At 63.3% G+C, this 25,008-nt stretch carries 25 protein-coding genes; 22 read left to right on the top strand and 3 right to left on the bottom strand.

Annotated elements, in window-relative coordinates; all coding sequences use genetic code 11:
* The first annotated feature begins 10 nt into the window (after positions 1 to 10).
* The 4 genes from GX515_02565 to yajC all read left to right on the top strand — a co-directional run bounded on the left by GX515_02565 (position 11) and on the right by yajC (position 3,116).
* The gene (locus tag GX515_02565) at positions 11 to 442 is read left to right on the top strand and encodes a cytidine deaminase (protein HHY31897.1); all 432 of its coding nucleotides are present in this window, start codon (positions 11 to 13) and stop codon (positions 440 to 442) included.
* Positions 439 to 1,566, top strand: a complete 1,128-nt coding sequence (gene queA, locus GX515_02560; GenBank protein HHY31896.1) for a tRNA preQ1(34) S-adenosylmethionine ribosyltransferase-isomerase QueA — start codon at positions 439 to 441, stop codon at positions 1,564 to 1,566. The genes GX515_02565 and queA overlap by 4 nt, the downstream gene beginning before the upstream one ends.
* A gap of 74 nt (positions 1,567 to 1,640) precedes the next feature.
* Positions 1,641 to 2,747: a tRNA guanosine(34) transglycosylase Tgt gene (tgt, locus tag GX515_02555; GenBank protein ID HHY31895.1), complete on the top strand. Its 1,107-nt coding sequence runs from the start codon at positions 1,641 to 1,643 to the stop codon at positions 2,745 to 2,747.
* A 51-nt stretch (positions 2,748 to 2,798) separates the two neighbouring features.
* Positions 2,799 to 3,116 carry a preprotein translocase subunit YajC gene (gene yajC / locus GX515_02550; protein HHY31894.1) on the top strand — a complete coding sequence of 106 codons (318 nt, stop codon included), beginning with the start codon at positions 2,799 to 2,801 and terminating at the stop codon, positions 3,114 to 3,116.
* Positions 3,117 to 3,567: 451 nt separating this feature from the next.
* Here yajC and GX515_02545 read toward each other — a convergent pair whose 3' ends face one another.
* On the bottom strand, positions 3,568 to 3,891 hold the full coding sequence (locus GX515_02545) for a hypothetical protein (GenBank protein HHY31893.1): 324 nt from the start codon (positions 3,889 to 3,891) through the stop codon (positions 3,568 to 3,570).
* 37 nt (positions 3,892 to 3,928) lie between these two features.
* Positions 3,929 to 4,150: a hypothetical protein gene (locus GX515_02540; protein ID HHY31892.1), complete on the bottom strand. Its 222-nt coding sequence runs from the start codon at positions 4,148 to 4,150 to the stop codon at positions 3,929 to 3,931.
* Between the two features lie 391 nt (positions 4,151 to 4,541).
* On the opposite strand from GX515_02540, the gene GX515_02535 reads away from it, so the two are divergent.
* The 12 genes from GX515_02535 to GX515_02480 all read left to right on the top strand — a co-directional run bounded on the left by GX515_02535 (position 4,542) and on the right by GX515_02480 (position 17,059).
* Positions 4,542 to 5,204: an HD domain-containing protein gene (locus tag GX515_02535; protein HHY31891.1), complete on the top strand. Its 663-nt coding sequence runs from the start codon at positions 4,542 to 4,544 to the stop codon at positions 5,202 to 5,204.
* A 168-nt stretch (positions 5,205 to 5,372) separates the two neighbouring features.
* Positions 5,373 to 6,566: a protein translocase subunit SecD gene (gene secD / locus GX515_02530; protein ID HHY31890.1), complete on the top strand. Its 1,194-nt coding sequence runs from the start codon at positions 5,373 to 5,375 to the stop codon at positions 6,564 to 6,566.
* 13 nt (positions 6,567 to 6,579) lie between these two features.
* Positions 6,580 to 7,521, top strand: coding sequence for a protein translocase subunit SecF (gene secF / locus GX515_02525; GenBank protein ID HHY31889.1), 942 nt, complete (start codon positions 6,580 to 6,582; stop codon positions 7,519 to 7,521).
* Positions 7,522 to 7,602: 81 nt separating this feature from the next.
* Positions 7,603 to 8,148 carry a bifunctional pyr operon transcriptional regulator/uracil phosphoribosyltransferase PyrR gene (pyrR, locus tag GX515_02520; protein ID HHY31888.1) on the top strand — a complete coding sequence of 182 codons (546 nt, stop codon included), beginning with the start codon at positions 7,603 to 7,605 and terminating at the stop codon, positions 8,146 to 8,148.
* A 586-nt stretch (positions 8,149 to 8,734) separates the two neighbouring features.
* Positions 8,735 to 9,676: an aspartate carbamoyltransferase catalytic subunit gene (locus GX515_02515; GenBank protein ID HHY31887.1), complete on the top strand. Its 942-nt coding sequence runs from the start codon at positions 8,735 to 8,737 to the stop codon at positions 9,674 to 9,676.
* The gene (locus GX515_02510) at positions 9,660 to 10,976 is read left to right on the top strand and encodes a dihydroorotase (GenBank protein ID HHY31886.1); all 1,317 of its coding nucleotides are present in this window, start codon (positions 9,660 to 9,662) and stop codon (positions 10,974 to 10,976) included. The genes GX515_02515 and GX515_02510 overlap by 17 nt, the downstream gene beginning before the upstream one ends.
* A gap of 37 nt (positions 10,977 to 11,013) precedes the next feature.
* The gene (locus GX515_02505) at positions 11,014 to 12,015 is read left to right on the top strand and encodes a dihydroorotate dehydrogenase electron transfer subunit (protein ID HHY31885.1); all 1,002 of its coding nucleotides are present in this window, start codon (positions 11,014 to 11,016) and stop codon (positions 12,013 to 12,015) included.
* Complete coding sequence (locus GX515_02500; protein ID HHY31884.1) at positions 12,002 to 13,057, top strand: dihydroorotate dehydrogenase; 1,056 nt, start codon at positions 12,002 to 12,004, stop codon at positions 13,055 to 13,057. The genes GX515_02505 and GX515_02500 overlap by 14 nt, the downstream gene beginning before the upstream one ends.
* Positions 13,002 to 13,769 (top strand): orotidine-5'-phosphate decarboxylase, encoded by a 768-nt coding sequence (gene pyrF / locus GX515_02495; GenBank protein ID HHY31883.1) that lies wholly within the window; start codon positions 13,002 to 13,004, stop codon positions 13,767 to 13,769. Before GX515_02500 ends, pyrF begins: the two co-directional genes overlap by 56 nt.
* The gene (locus tag GX515_02490; GenBank protein ID HHY31882.1) at positions 13,756 to 14,376 is read left to right on the top strand and encodes an orotate phosphoribosyltransferase; all 621 of its coding nucleotides are present in this window, start codon (positions 13,756 to 13,758) and stop codon (positions 14,374 to 14,376) included. Before pyrF ends, GX515_02490 begins: the two co-directional genes overlap by 14 nt.
* A 29-nt stretch (positions 14,377 to 14,405) precedes the next feature.
* Entirely contained in the window at positions 14,406 to 15,698 is a 1,293-nt protein-coding gene (locus GX515_02485) for an adenylosuccinate lyase (protein ID HHY31881.1), read from the top strand.
* A 230-nt stretch (positions 15,699 to 15,928) separates the two neighbouring features.
* Positions 15,929 to 17,059 carry a hypothetical protein gene (locus tag GX515_02480; protein HHY31880.1) on the top strand — a complete coding sequence of 377 codons (1,131 nt, stop codon included), beginning with the start codon at positions 15,929 to 15,931 and terminating at the stop codon, positions 17,057 to 17,059.
* 47 nt (positions 17,060 to 17,106) lie between these two features.
* On the opposite strand, the gene GX515_02475 is transcribed toward GX515_02480, so the two are convergent.
* Positions 17,107 to 18,948 carry a fibronectin/fibrinogen-binding protein gene (locus GX515_02475; protein ID HHY31879.1) on the bottom strand — a complete coding sequence of 614 codons (1,842 nt, stop codon included), beginning with the start codon at positions 18,946 to 18,948 and terminating at the stop codon, positions 17,107 to 17,109.
* A 544-nt stretch (positions 18,949 to 19,492) separates the two neighbouring features.
* Between GX515_02475 and GX515_02470 the strand changes: the two genes are divergently transcribed.
* The 6 genes from GX515_02470 (at position 19,493) to GX515_02445 (ending at position 24,913) form a co-directional block, all read left to right on the top strand.
* Positions 19,493 to 22,267, top strand: a complete 2,775-nt coding sequence (locus GX515_02470; GenBank protein HHY31878.1) for a cation-translocating P-type ATPase — start codon at positions 19,493 to 19,495, stop codon at positions 22,265 to 22,267.
* Between the two features lie 222 nt (positions 22,268 to 22,489).
* Positions 22,490 to 23,368: a YicC family protein gene (locus GX515_02465; GenBank protein ID HHY31877.1), complete on the top strand. Its 879-nt coding sequence runs from the start codon at positions 22,490 to 22,492 to the stop codon at positions 23,366 to 23,368.
* 46 nt (positions 23,369 to 23,414) lie between these two features.
* Positions 23,415 to 23,726: an integration host factor gene (locus tag GX515_02460; protein HHY31876.1), complete on the top strand. Its 312-nt coding sequence runs from the start codon at positions 23,415 to 23,417 to the stop codon at positions 23,724 to 23,726.
* A 15-nt stretch (positions 23,727 to 23,741) separates the two neighbouring features.
* Positions 23,742 to 24,008, top strand: coding sequence for a DUF370 domain-containing protein (locus GX515_02455; protein HHY31875.1), 267 nt, complete (start codon positions 23,742 to 23,744; stop codon positions 24,006 to 24,008).
* A 5-nt stretch (positions 24,009 to 24,013) separates the two neighbouring features.
* Positions 24,014 to 24,637 carry a guanylate kinase gene (gmk, locus tag GX515_02450; protein HHY31874.1) on the top strand — a complete coding sequence of 208 codons (624 nt, stop codon included), beginning with the start codon at positions 24,014 to 24,016 and terminating at the stop codon, positions 24,635 to 24,637.
* A 69-nt stretch (positions 24,638 to 24,706) separates the two neighbouring features.
* Entirely contained in the window at positions 24,707 to 24,913 is a 207-nt protein-coding gene (locus GX515_02445) for a DNA-directed RNA polymerase subunit omega (GenBank protein HHY31873.1), read from the top strand.
* Positions 24,914 to 25,008: the final 95 nt, after the last annotated feature.

Below are 25,008 nucleotides of genomic sequence, written 5' to 3'. Positions count from 1 at the left end.
TATCGGAGGGATGGGAATGGACCGAGACACTCTCATCGAGCTGGCGAAAAGTGCGAGGGAGCGGGCGTACGCGCCTTACTCGCGTTTTCAAGTGGGAGCGGCGCTTCTCGGGCAGAGTGGCAAGGTGTACACCGGATGCAATGTGGAAAACGCCTCATATCCGGCTGGGGTATGCGCTGAACGGTGCGCGGTGGCAAAGGCGGTGTCCGAGGGCGAGCGGGATTTCTCCGCCATCGCCATTGTGGCAGATACCGAGGGCCCGTGCGCGCCGTGCGGCATATGCAGGCAGGTGCTCGTGGAGTTCGGTCCTGGCATTCAGGTGATCATGTCGAACCTCAGGGGCGACGTGATGGTTGCTGCCGCAGCCGACCTGCTGCCGGGGGCCTTCACCGGAGCCGACATTTCCCGCGCGCCGTCGGCGGGGAGCGGGCCAAGGGCATGAGGGTTGCGGACTTCGATTTCTACCTGCCACAGGAGCTCGTGGCACAGGAACCCTTGGAGCGGCGGGACGAGTCGCGGCTGATGGTCGTGCCGCGACACGGGGAAATAGAGCACAGGTCGTTCCGCGACATCATCAACTATGTCGCGAGCGGGGACGCCCTGGTCCTCAACGATACTCGTGTCATGAAGGCGCGGCTCGTGGGCAGGCGCGAGGGCACGGGCGGCAGGGTCGAGCTGCTCCTGCTTTCCAAGGTGAGCGGCCCGGGTGGTAGCGCAAGCGGAGGCACGCTCCGTTGCGAACCCCGACACGACGCGGGGAGCGCGGCGTGCGCGAGCGAGAGAGCGCGCGAGGGCGGCGGCGAACTATGGGAGGTCCTGGTGAAACCCGGCAAAAGGGCGATGCCCGGCACGAGGCTGTCCTTTGGCGAGCGTCTCGTGGCTGATGTGCTTGATAAGACTCCGGCGGGCGGCAGGCTTGTGCGGTTCGTTTCAGACGGAGATTTCGACCGCGTTGTGGAGGAGATCGGCCGCGTGCCGCTCCCACCCTATATCAAAAAGGAGATATCCGACCCAGAGAGGTACCAGACGGTGTACGCCGACCCCGCCAAGCAGGCTTCAGCGGCCGCGCCCACAGCCGGGCTCCACTTCACGCGCGAGCTCCTTCAGAAGCTGGAGGAGAAAGGCGTCCGGATAGTGTATGTCACCTTGCACGTGGGATTGGGCACGTTCCGTCCGGTGAAAGTCGAGACCGTGGAGGAGCACGTGATGCACGCCGAGTACTTCACGGTGAGCGAGCACGCCGCGAGGGTGCTCACAGAGACGAGGCGGGCTGGCGGGAAAGTGTTTGCGGTGGGCACGACGAGCGTGCGGACGCTCGAGTCGCTGCGAACGTGCGAGGACGGCGCTGTCCTTCCCTCCAGTGGGTGGACGACTAAGTTCATTTACCCGGGTTACCGGTTTCGATTGGTCGACGCCCTGGTCACGAACTTCCACCTTCCACGATCGACGCTGCTCATGCTCGTGTGCGCCTTCGGCGGGTACGACAGGGTCATGGCCGCTTACGAGCTCGCAGTGAAGGAAAGGTATCGATTCTTCAGCTTTGGAGATGCGATGCTGCTTTTGTGACGGAGCCAGTTACGGGGCGTCGTTCAGTTCGGTGAACGGCGCTGCGGCCACATGGGAGAGATCGTTCCTTGTCGATGACTTTTAGGGTGGTGGCGCGAGCGTCTCGCGGCTTTGCCCGTGCGGGAGAGATCGTGACGCCACACGGAATCATACGGACGCCGGTGTTCATGCCCGTGGGCACCCAGGGCAGCGTCAAAGGCATGTCCCCGGAGGAGCTGCGGGAGATAGGCGCGGAGATCATTCTTGCGAACACCTATCATCTCTACCTCAGGCCTGGAGTCGAGGTCGTGCGCGATGCAGGCGGTCTTCACTCCTTCATGGACTGGCATAGGGGCATACTTACTGATAGTGGCGGGTTTCAGGTCGCGAGCCTCGCGGATCTCCGGAGCGTGACGAACGACGGGGTGGAGTTCAGGTCGCACATCGATGGCTCCAGGCACTTCCTCTCGCCCGAGAAGGCTGTCGCGATCCAGGAGGCGCTCGGGGCGGACATCGCGATGGCCTTGGACGAGTGCGTCCGTTATCCGGCGGACCGGGGTTACGTGAGGGATGCCATGCGCCGGACGACGGAGTGGGCGAAGAGGTGCAAGGCCGCGCACAGGCGGGAAGACCAGGCGCTTTTCGGCATCGTACAGGGCGGCGTTTTCCCGGACCTGCGGGAGGAAAGCGCGAAGGCCTTGGCTGATATGGATTTCCCCGGCTACGGGATAGGCGGCCTTTCGGTGGGCGAACCGAAGGAGTTCATGCTTGAGGCGCTCGAGCACGCTTGCGCGCATCTGCCCGAGGACAAGCCCAGGTACCTCATGGGGGTGGGGACGCCGGAGGATTTCATCGAGGGCGTGAGCCGGGGTGTCGACATGTTCGACTGTGTCCTGCCAACGCGGGTGGCAAGGCATGGGACCGCGTTCACCGCCGCCGGGAGGATCATTGTCAGGGATGCGGCGTACGCCCGTGATTTCTCGCCGCTGGATCCCGCGTGCGACTGCAGGGTGTGCCGGAATTACACGCGAGCCTACATTCGCCACCTCCTAAAAGCCGGAGAGATGCTTGGGCTGCGGCTTGTGTCTTACCACAATCTGTATTTCCTCATACGCCTCATGCGTGGCATTCGGGCGTCCATCGTCGCCGGGGCTTTCAAGGGAACGGTGCAGGAGATTGGAGACCTCTGTGGAAGTAAATGAGACATTGCCGGAAAACTGTGTTGGGAATACCATAAGGCAGAGGTGAAGTCGATGCCCGCACAACAAGGGTCGCTTGTGTCGAGTCTTCTGATGTTAGTGCTCGTGTTCGCCGTATCCTACTTCTTCCTCATCAGGCCTCAACAGATTCAGCAGAAGAAGAGGCGCGAGATGCTCAACTCTCTGCGCAAGGGCAATTACGTCATCACGGTGGGCGGCATATACGGCCAGATCGTGGATGTGAAAGAGGATTCGCTTATCCTCGAGATAGCTGACAAGGTGCGCATAAAGACCACACGTGCCGCCGTTGGTGCCGTGCTGGGGAAGGGCGAACCAGCCAAAGACAAGGAGCCGGAGCTCGCCGGCCAGTGACACTGGATTTCGAGGCTTTTTCCGGCAGTTGAATCGCTGGGTTGCCGGTGTTGCGCTCGGGGACGGCGCCCCGAGTGGTACGCCTCGCCGAAATCGGGCCCGTAGGGGCCCGTCGGGCCAGTGCCCAGACTCTGACACACCTCGTGCAATCACCGGCAACCCATCCCAATGATCGGAAGCATTCTCGCATCTCCACTTGCTTTTCGGGGGCCCTGCCTAGGATTGTCGGCCTTGCTCTCCAGGGGGGCCGCTTGCGGCGCGCGTCTTTCGGATTCGGCGGGTACGATGGCCGAATTTGAGGCACCCCCTTCGTGCAACCCCCGGCAACCCTGGGCGCGACTTGAGCGCCGGAAATTCTCGCAAACCCGTGACGATCCACCCCGAGAATCGGCGGTCGTTGCCATCTTCGTCCTTTCGGTGGTTCCAGCCGTGGGCTGGCACGGAGAACCACTCAGAAAGTGGCGCCAGGCTGCCACAGCACGATGACGGAGTTCGCGTCGACTCCCAGCCACAACTGGTCGGCGGCCATGATCACTGGGCCCCAGTTTGCAACGAAGGTCTCGCTCACGTTGGCGGTGACATATCCTGAATCCGTGGAGGCAATCCAAAGCACCCCGCTGCCTTCCGGGGCTTGCTGCCTAAACCACGTGGCTCTCGCGAGCACGAACGTGAGCTGCTGCGGGCTCGCGAGGGTGTGCGGCTCTTTGTCCTTAGGAGGAAGCGTCTTGATGTACTGCTCGAGCTGCATGAGGTCTTCCCTGGTGATGCTCCGCATGCCTCAAACCACCCCTTTCATGAAACTCATCGTGGCTCTAACCCGTCTTCCTCTCAAAGCGTTCAAGAGAGCGCAGTGCCAAGAGGGCACGCTCCGGCTCGATTCTAACGAGATCGCTCATGGGGGCGTCGGCCATGATCCTGAGCAGAACCCCGCGAAGCAAGGCGCTCTCCCCCTGGACGGCGACGACCTTGAAGATGACGTCGCCATCGTAAGATTTCCTGGTGACGAAATCACCTACGGTGACCGGCTTCGCCATCTCCCTCCCTCCAGAGCTCGGAGACTTGCTGGCGGCAGGTGGGTCGATCCTTCCTTTCCCGATACAGTCTATGTCCCCCGGGGGTGCCGCGTCACACGGGTCAAGGCTCGCACGGTGAAGAAAACCGCTACCAGTCGTCACGCCTCGGTGCTGCGACGGCGGACCGCCGACTGGCCGTGCGCCTTTGGCCTTTCAGGCTCGCATTTCGGGCCGCACGCTCGGGCGGGGATACTTGCGCGCGGGGCCCGGCATTCTATGCGACGGGGCCACGAATCGGTGCAGGCTCGCCGCACTCACGCGAAAATGCGTCGCGGCCCGCAAGGCTGGGCTGCGGGCTTGCCCGCTGGACGTGGGGTGAGGAGCTGGCTTCCCGCGAACTGGAGGTGCAAAGATGGCCCTTACGCTCGATGACGTCAAGGGAATACCAGAGGTGAGGGTCTTCGTGGAGAAAGCCAATGAGCACCTCGGTGCCATGGGCTTTACTGAGCATGGAGCGCGACACGCATCCCTGGTCTCCACCATAGCCAGGAACATCCTGGAGCGACTCGGACACCCCAACAGAGAGGCGGAGCTTGCCTCCATAGCTGGATACATGCACGATATCGGGAACATGGCGGGGCGGGATCACCACGGATCTGTAGGGGCGGCGCTCGCCACCATGATCCTGCTCAAGGCGGGCATGGACCCAGCGGAGGTCGCAACCGTGGCGGGCGCTATCGGGAATCATGAGGAGGAGGTGGGGCAGGCGGTGAACGCCGTGGCTGCTGCCCTCATCCTGGCCGACAAGTCAGACGTGCACAGGTCGAGAGTGCGGAACGCCGACCCCACGACGTTCGAGATCCACGACCGCGTGAACTACGCCGTCCTGAGGTCGTTTTTGAGGGTAGACGCCCATGCGCGCACCATAACTCTGGAACTAGAGATCGACACGGATATATCCCCTGTCATGGACTACTTTGAGATCTTCCTGGCGAGAATGGTGATGTGCAGGCGGGCCGCCCAGTTCTTGCGGTGCCACTTCAAGCTTGAAATAAACGGCGCCAAGCTGCTGTAGTAACCCGGGCCGGACGTCGGCCCGTGAGCGGGAACGGGCCTGTGAGCCATTCGCGGGGACCTGGCCTGAGCCGCCGAGCCGCAGAGCCGCCGTTTCGTTGACAAGCCCCAACGCAATCCATATAATGTGGTTGTGTCAGTCTGGGCGGGCAAAGGAGGAACCGGATTCATGAGGTCAGGAACCCTCTGGAAGCTCGTTGGCATCGCTGCGTTATGCGTGGTATGCGCTGTGGTTATTTACAAGCTGCCCATGAACCTCGGCCTCGACCTCCGGGGGGGTACCCGGATGGTCCTCGAGGCGAGGGACACCGACACAGTGAAGGCCGACGAGGATGCTGTGGCACGTGCCAAAGAAGTCATCGAAAGAAGAGTCAACCAGCTCGGTGTGTCTGAGCCAGCCATCTACCGGCAAGGTGCGAAGCGGATCGTCGTCGAGTTGGCTGGTGTGAAGGACCCGCAGAGGGCGAGAGAGGTCATCGGCAGGACCGCCCAGCTCGAGTTCAGGGACGAGCAGGGAAACGTCATAATGACCGGCAGCGATCTTAAGAACGCGACGGCGGGCTCGGATGAGTACGGCCGTCCAGCGGTGCATTTTGAACTCACGAGCGAAGGCGCGAAAAAGTTCGAGAAGGCGACCCGCGAGAACATCGGTCGCCCGATTTCGATATACCTTGACCAGGAGCTTCTATCCTCGCCTGTGGTGCAGAGCGTCATCAGAGACAAGGGCCAGATCACCGGCATCGGTAGCATGGACAAGGCCAAGGACCTTTCCATGATGCTCCGCGCTGGCGCGTTGCCGGTGCCGCTGGACCTTCTTCACAGTGAGGTGCTCGAGCCGACCCTCGGACAGGAATCCATCGACCAGAGCAAGGTCGCCGCCGTTATAGGCGCAGGGCTCGTGGTCTTGTTCATGCTCGCGGTGTACAGGCTACCAGGGATCATGGCGGACATTGCGCTCGGCGTGTATGGTCTCATCGTCCTCGCGGCGCTGGCGGTGATTCACGCCGTACTCACGCTGCCGGGCATCGCGGGTCTCATTCTCTCGGTGGGCATGGCGGTTGACGCCAACGTAATCATCTTCGAGCGAATCAAAGAGGAAATGCGCGGCGGCAAGCGGCTTCGGGCCGCCATCGACGCCGGGTTCACGCGGGCGTTCGGGTGCATACTCGACTCCAACGTCACAACGCTCATCACCGCCGCCGTCCTGTACGTGTATGGGACCGGCGCCGTGAGGGGCTTCGCGGTTACACTTGGGCTCGGCATAATCGCCAGTATGTTCACGGCGATAGTTGTCACGAGGGTTCTCATAACCGCCGTGGTGGATCGGAACCCCGAGAGATACGCAAGGTACTTCGGCGCGTAGGGAGGTTGGAACCGTGAATATAATCGGCAAGAGGCGCTTGTTCCTTGCCATATCAGGGATACTCGTGGCCTGCGGGATCATCGCGCTTCTCACTCGCGGCTTGAACCTTGGGGTTGACTTCACCGGCGGGTCTCTCCTCAGGCTTAGGTTCGAGAGGCCAGTCACGGCGAGCGAAGTTTCCGAGGCGCTCACGAGCAGGGAGCTTGCGGACATGAATCTCCGGAAGGCCGTGGTCCAGCCTATAGGGGGAACCAACGACGTGCAGGTGAGGGCGCAGGTCGGAGGGCGACCCCTCAATGATGAGCAGGTCGGGCGGATCGTGGCGACCCTGTCCCAGAGAATAGGCCAGGTCAGCGTCATCGAATCCCAGATGGTCGAGGGAGTCATCGGGAGGGAGCTTCTGAGCCGGGCTCTCACGGCGGTCGTGATATCGTGGATCGGGATAATCATATACGTGTCTGTTCGATTCGAGTTTAAGTTCGCGGTGGCAGCGGTCCTCGCGCTCATACACGACACCATAATCGTACTAGGTGCGTTCGCCCTAATGGGGAGACAGGTGAATAGCCCCTTCATCGCGGCCGTGCTCACGATCATCGGGTATTCCATCAACGACACCATAGTCATATTCGACAAGATACGCGAGAACCTCAGGCTTCGGAAGAAGGAGACCCTGGAGGAGCTCACCAACAAGAGCATACTGCAGACGCTGACGCGGTCGTTGAACACTGTGATAACGACGCTGCTTGCCGTGTTCGCGCTCTTCTTCTTCGGTGGAGCCAGCATCAAGGATTTCAGCCTCGCCCTCATCATTGGCCTTATCACTGGTACGTACTCATCGATATTCATAGCGAGCCCCATATGGCTCGAGTGGAGGATGTGGGAAAGGGCGAGGCAGCAGCGGCGGATCGCCGCGGCTAGCAGGTCAAAGCAGCCTGGGCCCGCGAAAGCTAGGTAAACCAGGTAGGCGAGGGGGCTCGCGAGTCCAAACGGGAGGGCAAGTTTCGCGCGGGCCGCGCGGGAGGTGTAGCGGGTGACGTTGGTGGACAAGGCTCAGATCATGGACGCTGACGGGATGAGACGCGCCATAGTCCGCATAGCCCACGAGATTCTCGAAAAGAATCGGGGCACCGAGGGGCTCGCCCTCGTTGGCATTAGAACGAGGGGCTTTCCCCTGGCTGAACGGCTAGCAGAGGCCATACGCCAGATCGAGGGGAAGAGGCTCCCGGTGGGGATCCTTGATATCACGCTCTACAGGGACGACCTGAGCACCATCGACGTGCAGCCGCAGGTACGCAAGACAGAGATCCCCTTCGACGTGGCAAGAAAGGACATCGTCCTCGTGGACGATGTCATATTCACCGGGCGGACAGCCCGGGCCGCGCTTGACGCCATCATGGACCTCGGTCGGCCGTCTCGGATTCAGCTTGCCGTGCTGGTCGACCGGGGTCACAGAGAGGTCCCGATCAGGCCCGACTACGTGGGTAAGAACGTTCCCACGTCTCGGAGGGAGATCATCAGCGTAAGGCTGGTGGAGGTGGACGGCAAGGACGAGGTCGTGATACAGGAGCCCGAGGCGTCCTAGACGCTGCGGGCTCAATCAAAACCAAGCGAACCCCTTTAAAAGGGTCCAGCGAGGCCGGAAGGGGGGATGAGCGGGCACGGATTGTACGACGTACTGCCTCCCTGCCGGCGTGGCCGGCAGGGAGGCTTTTGGTGTACGCCGTGCGAGAATGGGGCGCGAGTGTGCAGGACATCGAGGACAAGCTAGGTATGAACGACGAACGACGTGTCTCACGCGACGCCCAAGTGAGGGTGCAGGAATGCTCCCGGCTCCCGGGAGCGGTTGCCGGTGCTTGCACGACGGGGCGTGGAGAATTCGGCTATCTCGCGCGCCGAATTCGAACGAGGTGTGCTGCAAGCGCGCCGTCCCCGGAGGGCAACACCGGCAACCGTCGGCAGGACACCTCTGCCGAAAAGCAGCACGAGCTTCTGGCGACACACTTAGTCGGGCGGTCCGCTTGGGACGCTGTGCCCGGTTGCAAGGCCCGCAACCCGGCATCTACTGGAAGAAAGGCGCGAACCGACGCACCCTCACTCAGGGAACACGAGCCCTGCGGCCCGGGCTGAACGGGCCGCGCGAGGTCGTCAAGCAAAGGGGGAAGGACGGGATGCCGCTCAGACACAAAGACCTATTGGGCCTGGAGTACCTCGAACGCGAGGAGATCGAGCTCATTCTGGATACAGCCGTGCCGATGAAGGAGATATTCACGCGGGAGATCAAGAAGCTGCCTACACTGCGGGGCAAGACCATGGTCAACCTGTTCTACGAGCCGAGCACGAGGACGAGGACGTCCTTCGAGCTCGCGGGGAAATGGATGAGCGCGGACGTGACGAACATCGCGACGTCCACGAGCAGCGTGGTGAAAGGCGAAAACCTGAAAGACACCGCGAGGACCCTCGCAGCCCTCGGCGCGAACTTCATAGTCATCCGTCATCAGATGGCGGGCGCGCCGCATCTCGTGGCACGGACGGTGACCGCTTCCGTGATAAACGCCGGTGACGGCCGCCACGAACACCCCACACAAGCGCTCCTCGACCTCTTCACCATCAGGGAACGTCTCGGGCGCATCGAAGGTCTCAAGGTCGCCATCGTCGGTGACATCCTGCACAGCAGGGTTGCGAGGTCCAACATATGGGGGCTCACGAAACTGGGCGCTCACGTGACCGTGTGCGGTCCCAGGACCCTCATCCCACCCGAGATCTCCGGCATGGGCGTGGAAGTCACCTGTGACCTCGACGAGGCGCTGGCCGACGCCGACGTCGTGAACGTTCTCAGGCTTCAGCTTGAGAGGCAAAGGAAGGGGCTCTTCCCGAGCATTCGCGAGTACTCGGAGATGTATGGCCTCACGCGTAAGAGGGTCGAAAAGTGCAAACGCGGCGTGCTGATCCTGCACCCGGGGCCGGCAAACCTCGGGGTGGAGATCACCGAGGAGGTCGCCGAGAGTCAGAACGCCGCCATACACGGGCAGGTCACAAACGGCATCGCGTGCCGGATGGCCGTGCTCTATCTGCTTTCGGGAGGAGGGAAACCCAGTGAAGTTAGCGCTTAAGGGAGGCCGCGTGGTGGATCCCCGTAACGGCCTGGACGGGACGATGGACGTGCTCATAGAGGAAGGGAAGATCGTCGCCATTGGCATGGACCTCGGCGGCTCCCTCGGCCCGCAGGACGGACGGGTGCTCGACGTGAGCGGGAAGGCGGTGCTCCCGGGGCTCATCGACATGCACGTACATCTTCGCGAGCCCGGCAGGGAGGACGAGGAAACCATCGAAACCGGCACCCTCGCCGCAGCGAGAGGAGGGTTCGTGGCTGTGGCGTGCATGCCAAACACGGATCCGCCCTTGGACACCGGAGCGGCTGTCACGTTCGTGCTTTCGAGAGCCAGGGAGACCGGCCACGTTAGGGTCCTGCCAGTGGGTGCCATCACGAAGGGCCTTGCCGGGGTTGAACTCGCCGAGGTGGGCGAGTTGCGCAAGGCCGGTGCGGTTGCGATATCGGACGACGGACATCCCGTCAACAACTCCAGGGTGATGCGCTACGCCATGGAGTACGCAAGTATGTTCGATATACCAGTGATATCTCACGCCGAGGACGTTGAGCTCTCGGCCGGCGGAGCCATCAACGAAGGTTACTGGTCCACACGACTCGGGCTGCCCGGGATCCCCGCCGCCGCCGAGGAGGCCATGGTGGCGAGGGACATCCTTCTTGCCGAGCTTACCGGGGCCAGGCTCCATATCGCTCATGTCAGCACCGCCGGCTCGGTGGATCTCGTGCGACGCGCCAAGGAGAGGGGCGTGAAGGTGACATGTGAGGCCACGCCCCACCATTTCACCCTTACTGACGCTGCAACAGCGGGCTACGATGCGAACACCAAGGTGAACCCGCCACTTCGAACGGAAAGGGACGTGGAGGCGCTGCGCCGCGGGCTGGCGGACGGTACGATAGACGCGATTGCGTCCGACCACGCACCCCACACGGCGGAGGAGAAAGAGGTGGAATACGAGCTAGCCGCGTTCGGAATGATCGGACTGGAGACGGCCCTGCCCCTTGCCATCACCGAACTTGTCAAGACGGGGGTCCTCGCCCTCGGCCAGCTCGTGGAGAGGATGTCGTACGCCCCCGCGAGGATCCTCGGGCTCGACTGGCCCGGACTTGTGCCCGGCGCGCCAGCGAATATCACGGTTGTCGACCCGGACGCGAGTTTCACGGTAGACCCGTCCACATTCGCATCCCTTTCGCGGAATACACCCTTTGGTGGCCGGCGGCTTTTCGGGAGGGTCTTTGCGACCGTGGTGGCGAAGGAAGGCTCGGTTGAGATATGGACCGCGCCTGAGGATGCGGCGAGATCCTGAGGTTGCCTGGTAAGAGACGAGAGGAGGAGCGGTTTCCGTGGCGCGCAAACCTGGGTGCGAGAGGCCCGCTCTCACGGCGTCAGTAGCGGTACTGGTCGAAAACGAGATGGTAGGCCCGGGGTGTTACCGGATGCTGCTGGCGAACCGCCACATAGCACGCCACGCGCTGCCGGGCCAGTTCGTACACGTGCGACTCCCCGGCCCGTCCCTGGACCCACTTCTAAGGCGCCCGTTCAGCGTCTGCCTGACGGAGCCGGGGGACGGGACGTTCACGCTGCTCTATCAAGCAGTGGGCAAGGCTACGAGGGCCCTCGCGGCATTGCCGCGTGGAGCAGAGCTCGACGTGCTCGGGCCGCTCGGGAGAGGATTCGATATTCCGAAAGCGCACGTGCGCTCGCGGGAACTGGCAGCGAAGCGCGGTGCAAACGCTGGCGCCGGGGCCTCCCCGCCGACGATCGCTCTCGTGGCCGGGGGGCTGGGGGTGGCGCCCCTCATCATGCTGAGCCACGCGCTGTCGCGTTCGGGCCTGGGGTTTGCGTTCATCGTCGGTGCGAGGAGCCGCGAATTCCTCGTGGGCCTCGACATGGTTCCGGCGATCCCCAGCGAGAGTGGACCGTCCCGGATCGCGCAGCCGGAGGCGGGCCCCGGGCGGGCTGGGCGGCGGCTCGAGGAGTGCGCGGCCGGGCGTGTGGCAGGGCGTGCGGTGCTGAGGGTGGTGACCGAGGACGGGAGCGCTGGTGAGCAAGGCCTCGTGACCCACGTCTTCAGCGAAGTGCTGGCTTCGCACAACGTGGCGCTCGCGTACGCCTGCGGCCCTACGGAAATGCTTCGCGAGGTGGCGAGGATCGGCCAAGCGCACGGCGTGCCGGTGCAGATAAGCCTGGAGGAGAGGATGGCGTGCGGCCTCGGCGCGTGTCTCGGTTGCGCCGTCAAGGCGAGCCAAGCCTCGGTGGAGGCGGGGCGACCAGCCTACCTTCGCGTGTGCTGTGACGGCCCAGTGTTCGGGTCGGAGGAGGTGGACCTTGATGGCGCAACCTGACCTTTCGGTCACCATAGGCTCGATCAGGATGAAGAACCCAGTGATGGCGGCGTCAGGCACGTTCGGATTCGGGAGAGAGTTCGCCCGCCTCTTCGACATCTCCGCCCTCGGAGCGATTGTGACGAAGGGCTTGACCTTGCGGCCTCGAGCAGGCAACCCACCCCCGAGGCTGTGGGAGACACCGTGCGGGCTGCTCAATTCCGTAGGGCTCCAGAACCCGGGGCTCGCCACCTTCGCGAGGGACGAGGCACCCGTGCTTGCGGCCCGCGGCGTGCCCATCATCGCGAACATCTCCGGCGACTCGGTGGCCGAGTTTTGCGAGCTCGCGTCGCGCCTGGAGGACGTGCCGGGGATCCAGGGGATCGAGGTCAACGTATCGTGCCCGAACATCCACGCCGGCGGACGGCCCTTCGCGAGCGACCCGGAAGCGGTGTACGAGGTGACCGCCGCTGTCAGGCGGGCGAGTGCGAAAACTCTCATAGTGAAGCTCTCGCCGAATGTGGCTGACATCGCGGGTTCGGCAAGGGCGGCTGAGATGGGTGGCGCGGACGCAGTGTCGTGCGTGAACACGTATCTTGGCGTCGCCATAGATGCCCGGCGGATGAGGCCCGCGTTCTCCCGGGTCTTTGCAGGGCTCTCAGGGCCGGCAATCAGGCCGCTTGCGCTGCGGGCCGTGTGGGAGGTGGCGTCCTGCGTGAAGATCCCCGTGGTTGGCATGGGCGGGATATGCACGGCGCAGGACGCCGTGGAGTTCCTTCTCGCGGGTGCCACGGCCGTCGCGATCGGCACAGGAAACTTCATCTCGCCCACGACGTGCCTCGACGTCATAGATGGCATACGCTCCTATCTGGCCGATCGGGGCATGAGTGCCGTGACCGACCTTGTGGGGCGTGCAAGATGGCGTGCGAGATGCCGTTGTCGCGACAACATGGGTGAGAGCGACGCGCCGCGGGTGCCGGACTGCGGATCTTCTGCGAACGAGAAGCATGCATGGGGGGAAAGCGAGCGTGGAAGCGAAGACCGAGGTCGTTGTGGCTCTTGATACGAGCTCCGCTCAAGAGGCGCTCTCGCTGGTGAGACGCCTCATGCCCGATATCAGCATGTTTAAGGTCGGAATGGAGCTCTTCTACTCGTGCGGGCCAACCATCGTTGATGACGTGACTGCCCTCGGGGCGAAGGTGTTCTTGGATCTCAAGCTCCACGACATCCCCGCTACGGTAGGTCGCGCCATGGCGGCCCTCGTGAGGCCCGGTGTGCACATCGTTGACATTCACGCCGCAGGCGGGTCCGAGATGATGAAGCAAGGGCTCTTAGCTGCGCGCAAGGCCGCTACGGAGCGAGATCTGCGCCCACCAAAGGTCGTGGGCGTGACAGTGCTCACCAGCATAGACCAGCGTGCTTTCGCGGAAGAGGTCGCGCCAGGCTGTGTCCACGGGCTGGCGGAGCACGTCGTCCGGATGGCACTCCTTGCCAAGGAGAGCGGGCTCGATGGGGTCGTGACGTCCGCGTTGGAGGCGCCTGCGGTACGCGAGGCGTGCGGACGTGGTTTTGTCACGGTGGTTCCAGGCGTGAGGCCAGCGTGGGCACAAGACGCGCACGACCAGAGGAGGTGCGTTACCCCGACCCAAGCGGTGCTTGCGGGAGCCGACTTCATCGTCGTTGGCAGGCCCATCACGCACGCGACCCGTCCGCGGGACGCAGCGAAAAAGCTCTTGGACGAGGTGAGGGAGGCGAGCCAGGATGGGAGACAGTAGGAACGGTCACCTGTCATCGGCACGGACGGATTCGGAAGAGGTGCTGGCGACGCTGAAACAAGCCGGAGCGTACCTCACGGGTCACTTCAGGCTCAGCTCGGGCCTCCACAGCCCGGTGTACATCGAGAAGTTCCGGCTTCTCGAACGTCCGGAGCTCGCCGCGAAAGTGCTCGGCCGTCTCGCCGATAGGTTCCAGGGAGAGCGCGTCGACGTGGTGATAGGCCCCACTACAGGCGGCATTCTCGTGGCGTACGAGGTCGCGCGTAAGCTGGGAACGAGGGCCATGTTCGCCGAAAGAGAAGGCGGCCGCCGCGTTCTCCGGCGGGGGTTTGCGATAGCGCCTGGCGAACGCGTCCTCGTAGTGGAGGATGTCGTGACGACCGGCCTCTCCGTGAGAGAGGTCTTGAACCTCGTGGCAGAAAGCCGAGGGGAGGTTGTGGGGGTCGGCATCATCGTGGATAGGAGCGGGGGTCGCGTGGATTTCGGCGTGCGGGCTGAAAGCCTCGTCCAGGTCGCATTTGAGACTTACGTCCCGGAGGAATGTCCCCTGTGCGGAGCGAATATACCACTGGCCGATCCCGGTTCGAGAAGGCTCGGGCTCGGCTAAGGCGCTTAAGGCATCGGAGGCGACGTGGCATGATAGATCGTTACGCTTATCCAGAAATGAGGCAGCTTTGGGAGCAGGAGAACAAGTACAAGAAGTGGCTGGAGATCGAGATCCTGGCTTGCGAGGGTTGGGCGAGCATAGGGCGCGTGCCTGCCGAGGCCGTCGAAGCCATCAGGGAAAAGGCGCGCTTCGACATAGCGCGGATCAAAGAGATAGAGGCGATAGTCGACCACGACGTCATAGCGTTTCTGACCAACGTCAGCGAAAACGTGGGGCCGGAAGCACGCTACATACACATGGGCATGACCTCCTATGACGTGGTGGACACCGCCCTTTCATTGCTCCTGCGGGACGCGTCCGAGATAATCATCCGTGACATCCGCAGGGTCATCGACGTTTTGACCGAGAAAGCCCGGGAACACAAGAACACGCCCATGATCGGCCGCACCCATGGCGTTCACGCGGAGCCCATCACCTTCGGCCTCAAGCTGGCTGTGTGGGTGTCGGAGATGCGCCGGAACCTGGCGAGGATGCAGCGCGCGCGCGACGTAGTCAGCGTTGGCAGGATCTCCGGGGCCGTCGGCACGTACGCGAGCATGGACCCAAGGGTTGAGGAATACGTCTGCAGCAAGCTAGGGCTCACGCCTGCGGACGCGTCCACCCAGGTGCTCTCGCGCGACCGCCATGCCGAATACGTCACCACCCTTGCGATCATCGCGGGCTCTTTGGAGAAGTTCGCGACAGAGATACGCGGGCTACAGCGCACCGAGGTGTTCGAGGTGCAGGAGCCATTCCGGCCGGGCCAGAAGGGTTCCTCGGCCATGCCGCATAAGCGCAACCCCATAATCTCGGAGAGGGTCACCGGCCTTGCGAGGGTCATGCGCGGATACGCTCTTGCAGCGATGGAGAACACCGCGCTCTGGCATGAGCGCGACATAAGCAACTCGTCTGTCGAGCGCGTCGTCCTCCCCGACGCGACGACGCTTGCGGACTACATGCTCCGAAAGTTCGCCGAGGTCATGGAGGGGCTCGTTGTCAGGAAGGACAGGATGACCGCCAACCTTGAGATGACGGGCGGCCTCGTTTACTCCGAGGCCGTGATGCTCGCCCTCGTCGGGCGGGGCCTCAACCGCGAGCACGCATACGCGCTCGTGCAGCGCAACGCGGCGAGGGCCTGGGACGAGGGGCTGAACTTCAAAGACCTCGTCTTCGGCGACCCGGAGATCACCGCGATTCTGAAGCCCGCTGACCTGGAAGCGTGCTTCGACCTATCGAGGCATCTCGCTCATATCGACGACATCTTCCGGCGAGTAGGGATCTGAACGTCGCGGCGAGCTGCAGGAGTCTCACCGCTACAGCGAGCTACGTGGAGAGCCTCGGGGACCCGGCGCGCGTGCGCACGTCGGGGCGATGTCCAAGCACCCGTTCCCCGCTCGTTCAATATCATGCTGTAGACTGTGTCCTGCCCGTGAATGCGCTCCGCATCTCGGCGTCCGCACACGGGAACGGCACCGTGCGCCCCTGGGAGAGAGGCGCATAGGGGAGGGATAACATGAAGTCCCATGGGAAGGGCTGGGTAAAGAAGGTGTTCCCCGGAGCCAACACGCCCGAGGGCTTTTTCTCGTTCTATGAGCAGCTGCTCCCGCCCGACGCAAACAAGACGATAATCGTAAAGGGCGGGCCCGGCGTCGGCAAGTCGACCTTCATGAAGAGGGTCGGACAAAGGTTCGTCGACATGGGTTACGATGTCGAGTTCTTCTGTTGTTCGTCTGACAACGACTCCTACGACGGCGCGGCCGTGCACGATCTGGGCTTTACCGTTGTGGACGGCACTGCTCCGCATGTCGTGGACCCGAAAAACCCGGGCGCGGTGGACGAGATCATCAACCTCGGGGAGTTCTGGAACGAAAGCTCGCTCCGTGCGTCGAGACGTGAGATAATGAATGCCAACGCTGAGATCTCGCGCCTTTTCGAGCGCGCCTTCCGGTACCTCAAGGAGGCGAAGATCGTCCACGATGATTGGGAGGCGTGCTACACGGAGGCGCTGGACTTCGGTTACGTCAATTGCATGGCTGACGAGATGAAGCGTGACATCCTCGGGGACCTGCCGGTGACAAGGGTGCCCGGCCGGCCCAGGCGTCTCTTCGCGAGCGCTCTGTCGCCCGACGGGCCCGTCCACCACCTCGATACCATTGTGGGGAGGCTTCCGCGCAGGTACGTGCTCAAAGGAGAGCCTGGAACGGGCAAGTCCACCATCGCGCGCAAGATCGGTGAGGCCGCAATAGAACGCGGTCTCGACGTCGAGTTCTATCACTGCCCGCTGGACCCCACGGAAGTGGATCACGTGGTGATTCCCGCCCTCGGAGTAGCGGTGATAAGCGGCACGTGGCCGCACCTTTTCGACGCGTCCAAAGAACTCGATAGGACCGTCGAGATGAAGGTAGCGCTCGACAGAGGGGTGCTCTCCAAATACCAGGACATCATAGCAAGCTCGAGGGAAAGGTTTCACCAGGCCATTCTCAGAGCGACCGAGTTCCTGCACAAGGCGAAGACTGTGCATGACGAGATGCAGGCCTATTACGTGCGGAGCATGGACTTTGGGGCGGTCGACCGTCTCTCGGAGCGCGTGATCGCAAGGCTCATCGACCTTGAGCGCGAAGCGGGGGCCGAGGTCACCGCGTAGTTTGGCGCAACCGGCGAACCAGCGATACCGACGCGAGCGTGCGGCTCCTAGGCGCTTCCCCGCGGCGGCCTGGGAGCCGCCACGATCGTCTTCTCGTGGTCGTAGATGACCATGCCCGGGCGAGCCCCCTTCGGCTTCCTCACATGCTTCCTGAGAGTGTAATCCACTGCGGCTTTGGTCGCGGAACGAGCTTTGCTGTAGTACGCGGCGATCTCCGCTGCGCGCAGCAGCACGCTGTCGGAGACCCGCTGAGGTTCCTCCGGCCGGACTCTAAGCACCACATGGGCGCCGGGCACGCCTCTCGCGTGCAGCCATATATCGTTAGGCCGCGCCATCTTCAAGGTGAGAAGATCGTTCTCCGTGTTGTTCCGCCCTACAAGGACCTCGTTGCCTTCGACGTCGAAACGCAGCGGCCCCGCTGCGGACGGCGCCTCGTGCCTGCGGGCCCCGGGTCGTTCTCTCTTGGGATGGCTGAGGTATCCCTGGTCTGCGAGCTCGCGGCGGATCTGCTCTATTGCCTCGAGGCTCTCAGCCTGTTCGATGGTCACCGCCACCTGCTCGAGGTACTCGAGCTCTGCCCGGGTCAGGTCAGCCTGCTCCTTCGCCACTGCGAGCCGGCGCTTGGCCCGCGCATACTTCTTGAAGTATTCTTGGGCGTTCTCGTGGGGCGAGAGCCTGGGATCGAGCTCGACCTCCACCCGCCGCAACTGGGGGTCGAAATAATCGACGACTTCAGCTCTTGGCTGGCCACTCTCGATGATCTGGGCGTTCGCCGTGATTAGCTCCCCAGCCCGTCGAAATTCGTCCGCCCTCTCGGCCTCTCGAATCTCCTCCTCCTGGGCGGCGAGCTTGCGCCGGAGCCGATCGATGGCCGTGGAGACAGCGCGCAACACGTCCTGCGACGCGGCAGAGAGCGTCAGAGTCCTCTCGCGCGGCGTGAACGCATAGTCCAAGAGCGCCCCCACTGTGGGAAAATCCACCCGCTCCTCCGGCCCCGCTGCTTCCGCCGGAGCCTGTGCAGGCGCGCCGATGACGGATATCCATGCCACGGCACCGGTCTTCCGGTCCACACCTGCGCACGGCGAAAACCGACCCTCGCGGACGCTCGCCATGGCCCGGGAGAACTCCTCCCACAGTCGAGCCACGCCGTCGGGGGCCAGGCCTGAGATGCGCTGCGCCGCCCCCGTGCCGGCGGCCTCGTCGCCCGGCATTCCCCTTGTAGCCAGATCCGCCTGGGACACTATCACCCTGGCAGAATCGCGTCCAAGCCCCATGAACGCGTGAGTGAGAAACTCTTCGGAGGAAAGCTCCGGATGATCGCGGGCGAAGCGTTCCAGGGCCTCCGAGAATTCGCTCGCAGACGTCTGCAGCGGGTTCAGCCTCTCCTGCGAAGGTGGCGGCACATACTTCGTCCCAGGACGCACCGTGCGCACGCGGCTCTGCGCGGGGCCGATGTGCTTGATGCTGTCGAGGACGAGCCCCGATCGGTCGTCTACAAGAATGATGTTGCTGTGCCTGCCCATTATCTCTATGACGAGCGTCCTTGGCGGATCGTCATACGGGCCCACAAACCCGATCTCGAGGACCCTATCAAGGCCCTTCTGATCAAGCCGGGCGATCCTTGCGCCAACAAGATGTTTCCTTAGGAGCATGCAGAACGCGGGCGGCGCTGGAGGATTCTCGCGCTCCGCCGTGGTCGCGTGCACGCGTGCGCACGACGCCTCCGCCGATGCGATGATACCGACGCTGCGCCCCGGACGGCGCGCTACGATGAGCACGTCGAGCTTCCCAGGCTGATAAACCGAGTCTACCCTGGCCCCTTGTGTAAGTTCCCGCAGCTCGGCCACGACAGCCGCCATGACGATGCCGTCGAACGTCATTCGCCTCACCCCGATCGCGTCCACGTGTAGTATATGGCTCGCAGGACCCGCCGTCAACGCTACGCGCCGCCGGGCACAGGACGGACGCAGGCCTGCATTCCAGCGACGAGCTCCAGCGACGAGCCACTCCCCAAGGCGGGCTGCCATCCTCCCTCATCATGTCATCTCAGTCCTTGCAAGGCATACAAGACCTTCGCAACAGCCACTCGGACGGCGTCGTACCGCCCCGCAGGCTTTCGCCTGCTTCTCTGACGTCGGCAGGGTTGCCGGTGCTTGCACGACGGGGCGTGGAGAATTCGGCTGTCTTGAGCGCCGAATTCGAACGAGGCGTGCCGCAAGCGCGCCGTCCCCGGAGGGCAACACCGGCAACCCGAAGGAAGACTCCGGCGCCTAAGACTGGCGCACTTCGGGCGATGTCCCCAGACATGTTCCCATGGACAAGGGCATATCAATGAATGTGTGACGTCCCGGCACCGGAGCCGGGGCGCTGGCACTCTTCAAGGCGACAGGGGTGAGCGTCTTGCAGGACCGGAAGGAGCACTCGTGGCACAGCATGGGCCCGTCCGCGGTGGCGTCGTGCCTCAGAACCAGCCTCGTGGCGGGGCTGTCTTCGAGGGAGGCGGCAAGGAGGCTCGGCAGAACCGGGCCCAACGAGCTTCGGCAAGCCAGGAAGGCCTCGGCTCTCAAGATGTTTGCGGACCAGTTCAGCGACTTCATGGTATTGGTGCTCATCGCGGCGGCCGGGATATCGGCGGCGCTGGGAGAGACAGGCGATGCCTTCACGATCCTGGCCATCGTCACCCTGAACGCAGCTCTTGGCTTTCTGCAGGAGTATCGCGCGGAGCGCTCCCTCGAAGCGCTCAAGGAGCTTGCGGCACCGTCCGCCAGGGTCATCCGGGACGGTGCGCCCATGGAGGTGAAGGCGAGGGAGGTCGTCCCTGGAGACCTCCTCCTCGTCGAGGTCGGCGACAGGATCCCGGCGGACGCCCGGCTGGTCGAGACGACCGCCCTAGAGGTGGAGGAGTCGGCACTTACCGGCGAGTCGGTGCCCGTCGTCAAGAGATCGGACGACGTCTTGGCGGCGACTGTGCCGGTCGGAGACAGGCGGAACATGGTCTTCATGGGCACGGTCGTCACGCGCGGCAGGGGGAAGGCTGTGGTCGTCGCAACTGGCATGGATACCGAGATAGGCCGGATCGCCCACCTGATACAGGAGGAGAGAGAGGAGCTCACGCCTCTTCAGCGGCGGCTCGAGCACCTAGGCAGGACGCTCGTGTTCATCTGCATCGCCCTGTGCGCTCTCGTTTCTGCGGCTGGCATCTGGCGCGGCGAAGGGGTCATCGAGATGTTCCTCGCCGGGGTCAGCTTGGCTGTGGCGGCTATTCCCGAGGGCCTGCCCGCGGTGGTGACCATAGCCCTTGCCCTCGGTGTGCAGCGGATGAGCAAGCGGAATGCCATAGTGCGGCGCCTGCCGGCCGTGGAAACCCTGGGCTGCACGACAGTGATTTGCTCTGACAAGACGGGCACCCTCACCCGGAACGAGATAACCCTGACGGAGCTGGACCTCGGCGGCAGGTTGATAGAGGTCACCGGCACCGGTTACGCCCCGTTCGGGCAGTTCATCGAGGCCGGTAGACCCCTCGATCCACTTGCCGATGACCACCTTGCCCTGGCCCTCCGGATCGGCCTGTACTGCAACAACGCGCGGCTTACGTGCGGCGGGCAAGTGGCCGGTCCGGACTCGGTTATGCAGCCTGCTGCGGCACGCGCGACGCGACGCGGCCCCGCCGGCGGCCGATGGGGCGTTCTGGGTGATCCCACGGAAGGGGCTCTTGTGGTGGCCGCGGCCAAAGCAGGGTTGCTCCGCGACCGGGCCCCGTCGGGCGGGCGGGCAGCGCTCCTGTACGAGATCCCCTTCGACCCGGAGCGCAAGATGATGACCGCTGTCTACGAGAACCCACGAGGCAGGGGCGCCATCGCCTACGTCAAGGGTGCGCCCGAGGTGCTGGTGGGCTTGTCCGGCTCGCTCTTGGTGGGCGGGCAGGCAAGGCCCATGACAAGGAGCGACAGGGACGCCGTTCTCGCGCGAAGCGCGCGGATGGCCGCGCGCGGCTTGCGCGTGCTGGCCCTCGCGTATCGCGAGCTTCCGGAGGGCCTGCACCTGGATGTCCGTTCAGCGGGCCGCATCGAGACGGACCTCGTGTTCGTCGGCCTCGCGGGGATGGTGGATCCTCCGCGAGAGGATGTGAAGCGCGCCATCAGGACCGCCCGCAGCGCCGGCATCAGGACGATCATGGTAACCGGAGATCACGCGGGGACGGCCACTGCCGTGGCCAGCGCCCTCGAACTCGCGGACGGCGAGGCCCGGGCCATCACGGGACCGGAGATCGATCACATGACGGGGGAGGCTTTCTCGAAGGCGGTGGTCACGACGTCGGTGTTCGCGAGGGTATCCCCCGAGCACAAACTCCGGATCGTGCGGGCGCTCAAGAGCCAGGGACACGTGGTCGCGATGACAGGCGACGGCGTGAACGACGCACCCGCTGTCAAGGAGGCGGACATCGGCGTGGCTATGGGCATGTCCGGCACCGACGTCACCCGTGAGGCCGCCGCGATGGTTCTCGCCGATGACAATTACGCCACCATCGTCGCGGCCGTTGAAGAAGGCCGCGGGATATACGATAACATTCGTAAGTTCATAAGATACCTGCTCGCGTGCAACGCCGGCGAGGTTCTCTCAATGCTCATCGCGGTGCTTGTGGGATTGCCGTTGCCTCTCGTGCCCATGCAGATCCTGTGGATGAATCTCGTGACCGACGGCCTTCCGGCGATCGCGCTCGGTGTCGACCCGGTGGACCCGGATGTGATGACGAGGAAGCCACGGGACCCCAAGGAGGGGGTGTTCTCGAGGGGGCTCGGACTCAAGATAGCCTCGCAGGGCGTATTCATCGGTCTGTGCACGATAGCGGCGTTTCTCGTGTCCCTCTTTCTCCATGCGGACATCACGCGCGCGCGCACCGTCGCTTTTACGTCCCTGGTCATGGCGCAGCTCTTGTACGTCTTTCACTGCCGGTCCGAGTATCGCTCCATCGTGGAGCTGAACCCTTGGTCCAACCCATACCTCGTCGGAGCTGTGCTGATATCCTCGGTGATGCAGGTTTCGGTGGTGTATTGGCCAGCCGTTCAACGCGTCTTTCACACCGTTCCTCTCAGGGGCGTGGACTGGTTGATCATTCTCGTGTTCTCAGGATGGTCCAGCGCTCTTGCGGTCGTGGCCCGCAAGGCGCGCCGCGCCCTCCTGCGTCACATGTCCGTGGTGCGGGCATGATTCGGGCCTGATCCAGTGGGTTGCTTTTTTCAATCCCCGTCCCGTCCCGGCCTGGATGCTGCGGGCAACCATGTAGGCGAACGAGGCAGCGAAACCGGGCTGAGCTGGCCTTGGGGACATGCCGCGACCTTTCCCGTGGTCAACACGGCAATTCATGCCAAAAAGCACTTGTGAACCGCAAATGCTATGTAGTAGAATAGGGTTCGGGAGGCGCGGCGCCTGATGCCGAAGAGCATGACCGGGTACGGCCGGGGAACGTCCACCGGCGAGGGGCTCATTGTCACGGTGGAGGTGCGTTCGACGAACCACCGATACCGTGATATAAGTGTGCGGATCCCGAGGGAGCTCGCCGAGCTCGAAGACAAGCTTCGGGCCCTCGTTGCGGAGAGCCTCGCCCGCGGGCACGTCGACGTAAGTGTCACGGTGGAAGAGGCCGGGGCCCCGTTGAAGACGGTCGAGGTCAGGATGGACCTGGCGCAGGCTTACCATGCCGCCGCCAAGGACCTCGCGGCGCGTCTCGGGATCGCCGGTGAGGTAGGAGTCGAGACCATTCTGAGTCTCCAGGACGTCGTCACGGTCAAGCCCGTTTCTGTCGACCCCGATGCCGCATGGCAGGTTGTGAAAGCCGCCGCGAACCAAGCCCTGGAGGCGCTCGCGAGGATGCGGGCGGCCGAGGGGGAGTCGTTGGCGCGCGATCTGGTTCATAGGACGTCGAAAATAGAGCAGCTTATAGCCAGGATCTCGGAGCGCGCCCCCGTCGTCGCAGAGGAATACAGAGCCAGGCTCGAGGCACGATTGCGTGAACTCCTTGCAGATGTTCCCATTGATGAGACGCGCATCGCAATGGAGGCGGCGATATACGCCGACAAGATCAACGTCACTGAGGAACTCGTAAGGCTTGCAAGCCATATAGCGCAGGTTCACTCGGTCATAGAACAGGCCGAGCCCGCCGGAAGGCGGCTTGAGTTCCTTGTACAGGAGATGCACCGGGAGGCCAATACCATAGGGTCGAAGTCGCAGGACGTCGAGATCTCTCATATGGTAGTGGAGATCAAGAGCGAACTCGAGAAGATCCGGGAGCAAATCCAGAACATAGAGTGACCCCGCCCCAGGCTACATCGAGTCTTACATGCAAGGAGGTGAGACCATGGCTTTGCCGGAGCTGAGCGCCGAGCAGAAGAGGGCTGCCCTCAAGAAGGCTCAGGAGATGCGTTCCAAGCGGGCGCAGATCCGCGAGAGCCTGAAGCGCGGCACCCTCACGCTGGAGAAGATCCTGAACAGTCCCGACGACAACGTGATATCCCGGATGCGCGTCGCGTACCTGCTGGAGTCGTTGCCACGGATCGGACGAGTCAGAAGTCGCAAGATTATGGAGGAAATAGGGATTCACGAGTCGAGAAGGGTCCAGGGTCTTGGGGCCAGGCAGAAGGAAGCGTTGCTCAAGAGACTGGCGAAATAGGGAGAGGTGCCGGACATGGACGTTAAGCTCATTAACATCGGGTTCGGGAACATCGTGGCGGCGAACCGCATCATCGCCATCGTGAGCCCCGAGTCCGCTCCCATCAAGAGAATTGTCCAGGAAGCCAGGGACCGCGGCAGGCTCATAGACGCGACGTACGGCAGGAGGACGCGTGCGGTAGTCATGACCGACAGCGACCACGTCATCCTGTGCGCGGTGCAGCCCGAGACCGTGGCCCACAGGCTGGGTGGCAAAGACTTGGGTCGTGAAGCTAGCGAGTGAGCGGTGTGCGGAGGAAGCGCGGGTTCCTTGTGGTGCTTTCCGGCCCATCGGGCGCCGGAAAGAACACCCTGGTGAATGAGCTGTTGAAACGAACCGAAGGCATACGTTATTCCGTGTCCGTCACCACGCGCCCGCCGGGGCCCGGAGAGATCGACGGGGTTCACTATCACTTCGTGACGCCCGAACGATTTCGCGAGATGCAAGAGGCGGGGGAGCTGCTGGAGTGGGCTACGGTATACGGCAATTCATATGGCACACCTCGCAGGTTCATCGAGGAAACGATCGAACAAGGGGAGGATGTGATCCTCGATGTGGACATACAGGGCGCACGGCAGGTGAGGGCGAGGTGGCCGGCGGGTGTGTTCGTGTATTTGATGCCGCCGTCCATGGAAGAGCTCAGGAGGCGCGCGACGCGGCGCGGGCGTGACGCGCCCGACGCGCTCTGTGCGCGTCTCAACGCGGCCATGGAGGAACTCGAGGCAGTCTTCGACTACGACTACGTGATCGTCAATGAGGATCTTGAGGTGGCCACAGAGAAGCTCAAGGCCATACTCACCGCGGAACGGTGCAGGATCGCCCGATGTGACCTGAGGTCCTTCGTCGACTCCCTGCGAAGGGAGGCTCGATGAGGTTTCAGGGCCTTCGAGCCGGTGACCGCCGGAAATTCATGCGTGTTTACGGGAGGGACGTTCCAAGATATGTCTTATCCACCTGTTGATGCGTTCGCCGACAAGGCCGAGAGCCGCTATGCTCTGGTGGTCGCGACGGCGAAGCGAGCAAGGCAGCTCATGAACGGGGCGAAGAGACTCGTAGATTCGAAGTCGGACAAGCCCGTAACCATAGCAATGGAGGAGATCCTCGCCGGAAAGGTCACGTTCGAGCAGCCCAAGTCAGGTATGAAGTAGTTGTGATTGTGGAATGTGTGGCGCCCCGCGAGGGGCGCCACACGACTGTAAGGAACGGACCGCCCGCCGGCCTGCGCAGCGGGAGCGGGGCGGGT

Source organism: Bacillota bacterium (assembly GCA_012842395.1).
In the GTDB taxonomy this organism is placed as follows: Bacteria; Bacillota; SHA-98; order UBA4971; family UBA4971; genus UBA6256.
The sequence above is the reverse complement of the archived record's forward strand: the minus strand, read 5'-3'. Positions and strand labels throughout refer to the sequence as shown.

What these genes read in the sequence shown, in the direction of transcription:
- GX515_02545 (HHY31893.1), bottom strand. Translation starts at nt 3,891, where the DNA reads ATGCGGAGCATCACCAGGGAAGACCTCATGCAGCTCGAGCAGTACATC.
- GX515_02565 (HHY31897.1), top strand. Translation starts at nt 11, where the DNA reads ATGGGAATGGACCGAGACACTCTCATCGAGCTGGCGAAAAGTGCGAGG.
- GX515_02490 (HHY31882.1), top strand. Translation starts at nt 13,756, where the DNA reads ATGGGAGACAGTAGGAACGGTCACCTGTCATCGGCACGGACGGATTCG.
- secD (HHY31890.1), top strand. Translation starts at nt 5,373, where the DNA reads ATGAGGTCAGGAACCCTCTGGAAGCTCGTTGGCATCGCTGCGTTATGC.
- GX515_02515 (HHY31887.1), top strand. Translation starts at nt 8,735, where the DNA reads ATGCCGCTCAGACACAAAGACCTATTGGGCCTGGAGTACCTCGAACGC.
- GX515_02480 (HHY31880.1), top strand. Translation starts at nt 15,929, where the DNA reads ATGAAGTCCCATGGGAAGGGCTGGGTAAAGAAGGTGTTCCCCGGAGCC.
- tgt (HHY31895.1), top strand. Translation starts at nt 1,641, where the DNA reads ATGACTTTTAGGGTGGTGGCGCGAGCGTCTCGCGGCTTTGCCCGTGCG.
- pyrF (HHY31883.1), top strand. Translation starts at nt 13,002, where the DNA reads ATGCATGGGGGGAAAGCGAGCGTGGAAGCGAAGACCGAGGTCGTTGTG.
- queA (HHY31896.1), top strand. Translation starts at nt 439, where the DNA reads ATGAGGGTTGCGGACTTCGATTTCTACCTGCCACAGGAGCTCGTGGCA.
- GX515_02540 (HHY31892.1), bottom strand. Translation starts at nt 4,150, where the DNA reads ATGGCGAAGCCGGTCACCGTAGGTGATTTCGTCACCAGGAAATCTTAC.
- GX515_02535 (HHY31891.1), top strand. Translation starts at nt 4,542, where the DNA reads ATGGCCCTTACGCTCGATGACGTCAAGGGAATACCAGAGGTGAGGGTC.
- GX515_02465 (HHY31877.1), top strand. Translation starts at nt 22,490, where the DNA reads ATGCCGAAGAGCATGACCGGGTACGGCCGGGGAACGTCCACCGGCGAG.
- GX515_02500 (HHY31884.1), top strand. Translation starts at nt 12,002, where the DNA reads ATGGCGCAACCTGACCTTTCGGTCACCATAGGCTCGATCAGGATGAAG.
- GX515_02445 (HHY31873.1), top strand. Translation starts at nt 24,707, where the DNA reads ATGTCTTATCCACCTGTTGATGCGTTCGCCGACAAGGCCGAGAGCCGC.
- GX515_02470 (HHY31878.1), top strand. Translation starts at nt 19,493, where the DNA reads ATGGGCCCGTCCGCGGTGGCGTCGTGCCTCAGAACCAGCCTCGTGGCG.
- GX515_02460 (HHY31876.1), top strand. Translation starts at nt 23,415, where the DNA reads ATGGCTTTGCCGGAGCTGAGCGCCGAGCAGAAGAGGGCTGCCCTCAAG.
- GX515_02485 (HHY31881.1), top strand. Translation starts at nt 14,406, where the DNA reads ATGATAGATCGTTACGCTTATCCAGAAATGAGGCAGCTTTGGGAGCAG.
- GX515_02455 (HHY31875.1), top strand. Translation starts at nt 23,742, where the DNA reads ATGGACGTTAAGCTCATTAACATCGGGTTCGGGAACATCGTGGCGGCG.
- yajC (HHY31894.1), top strand. Translation starts at nt 2,799, where the DNA reads ATGCCCGCACAACAAGGGTCGCTTGTGTCGAGTCTTCTGATGTTAGTG.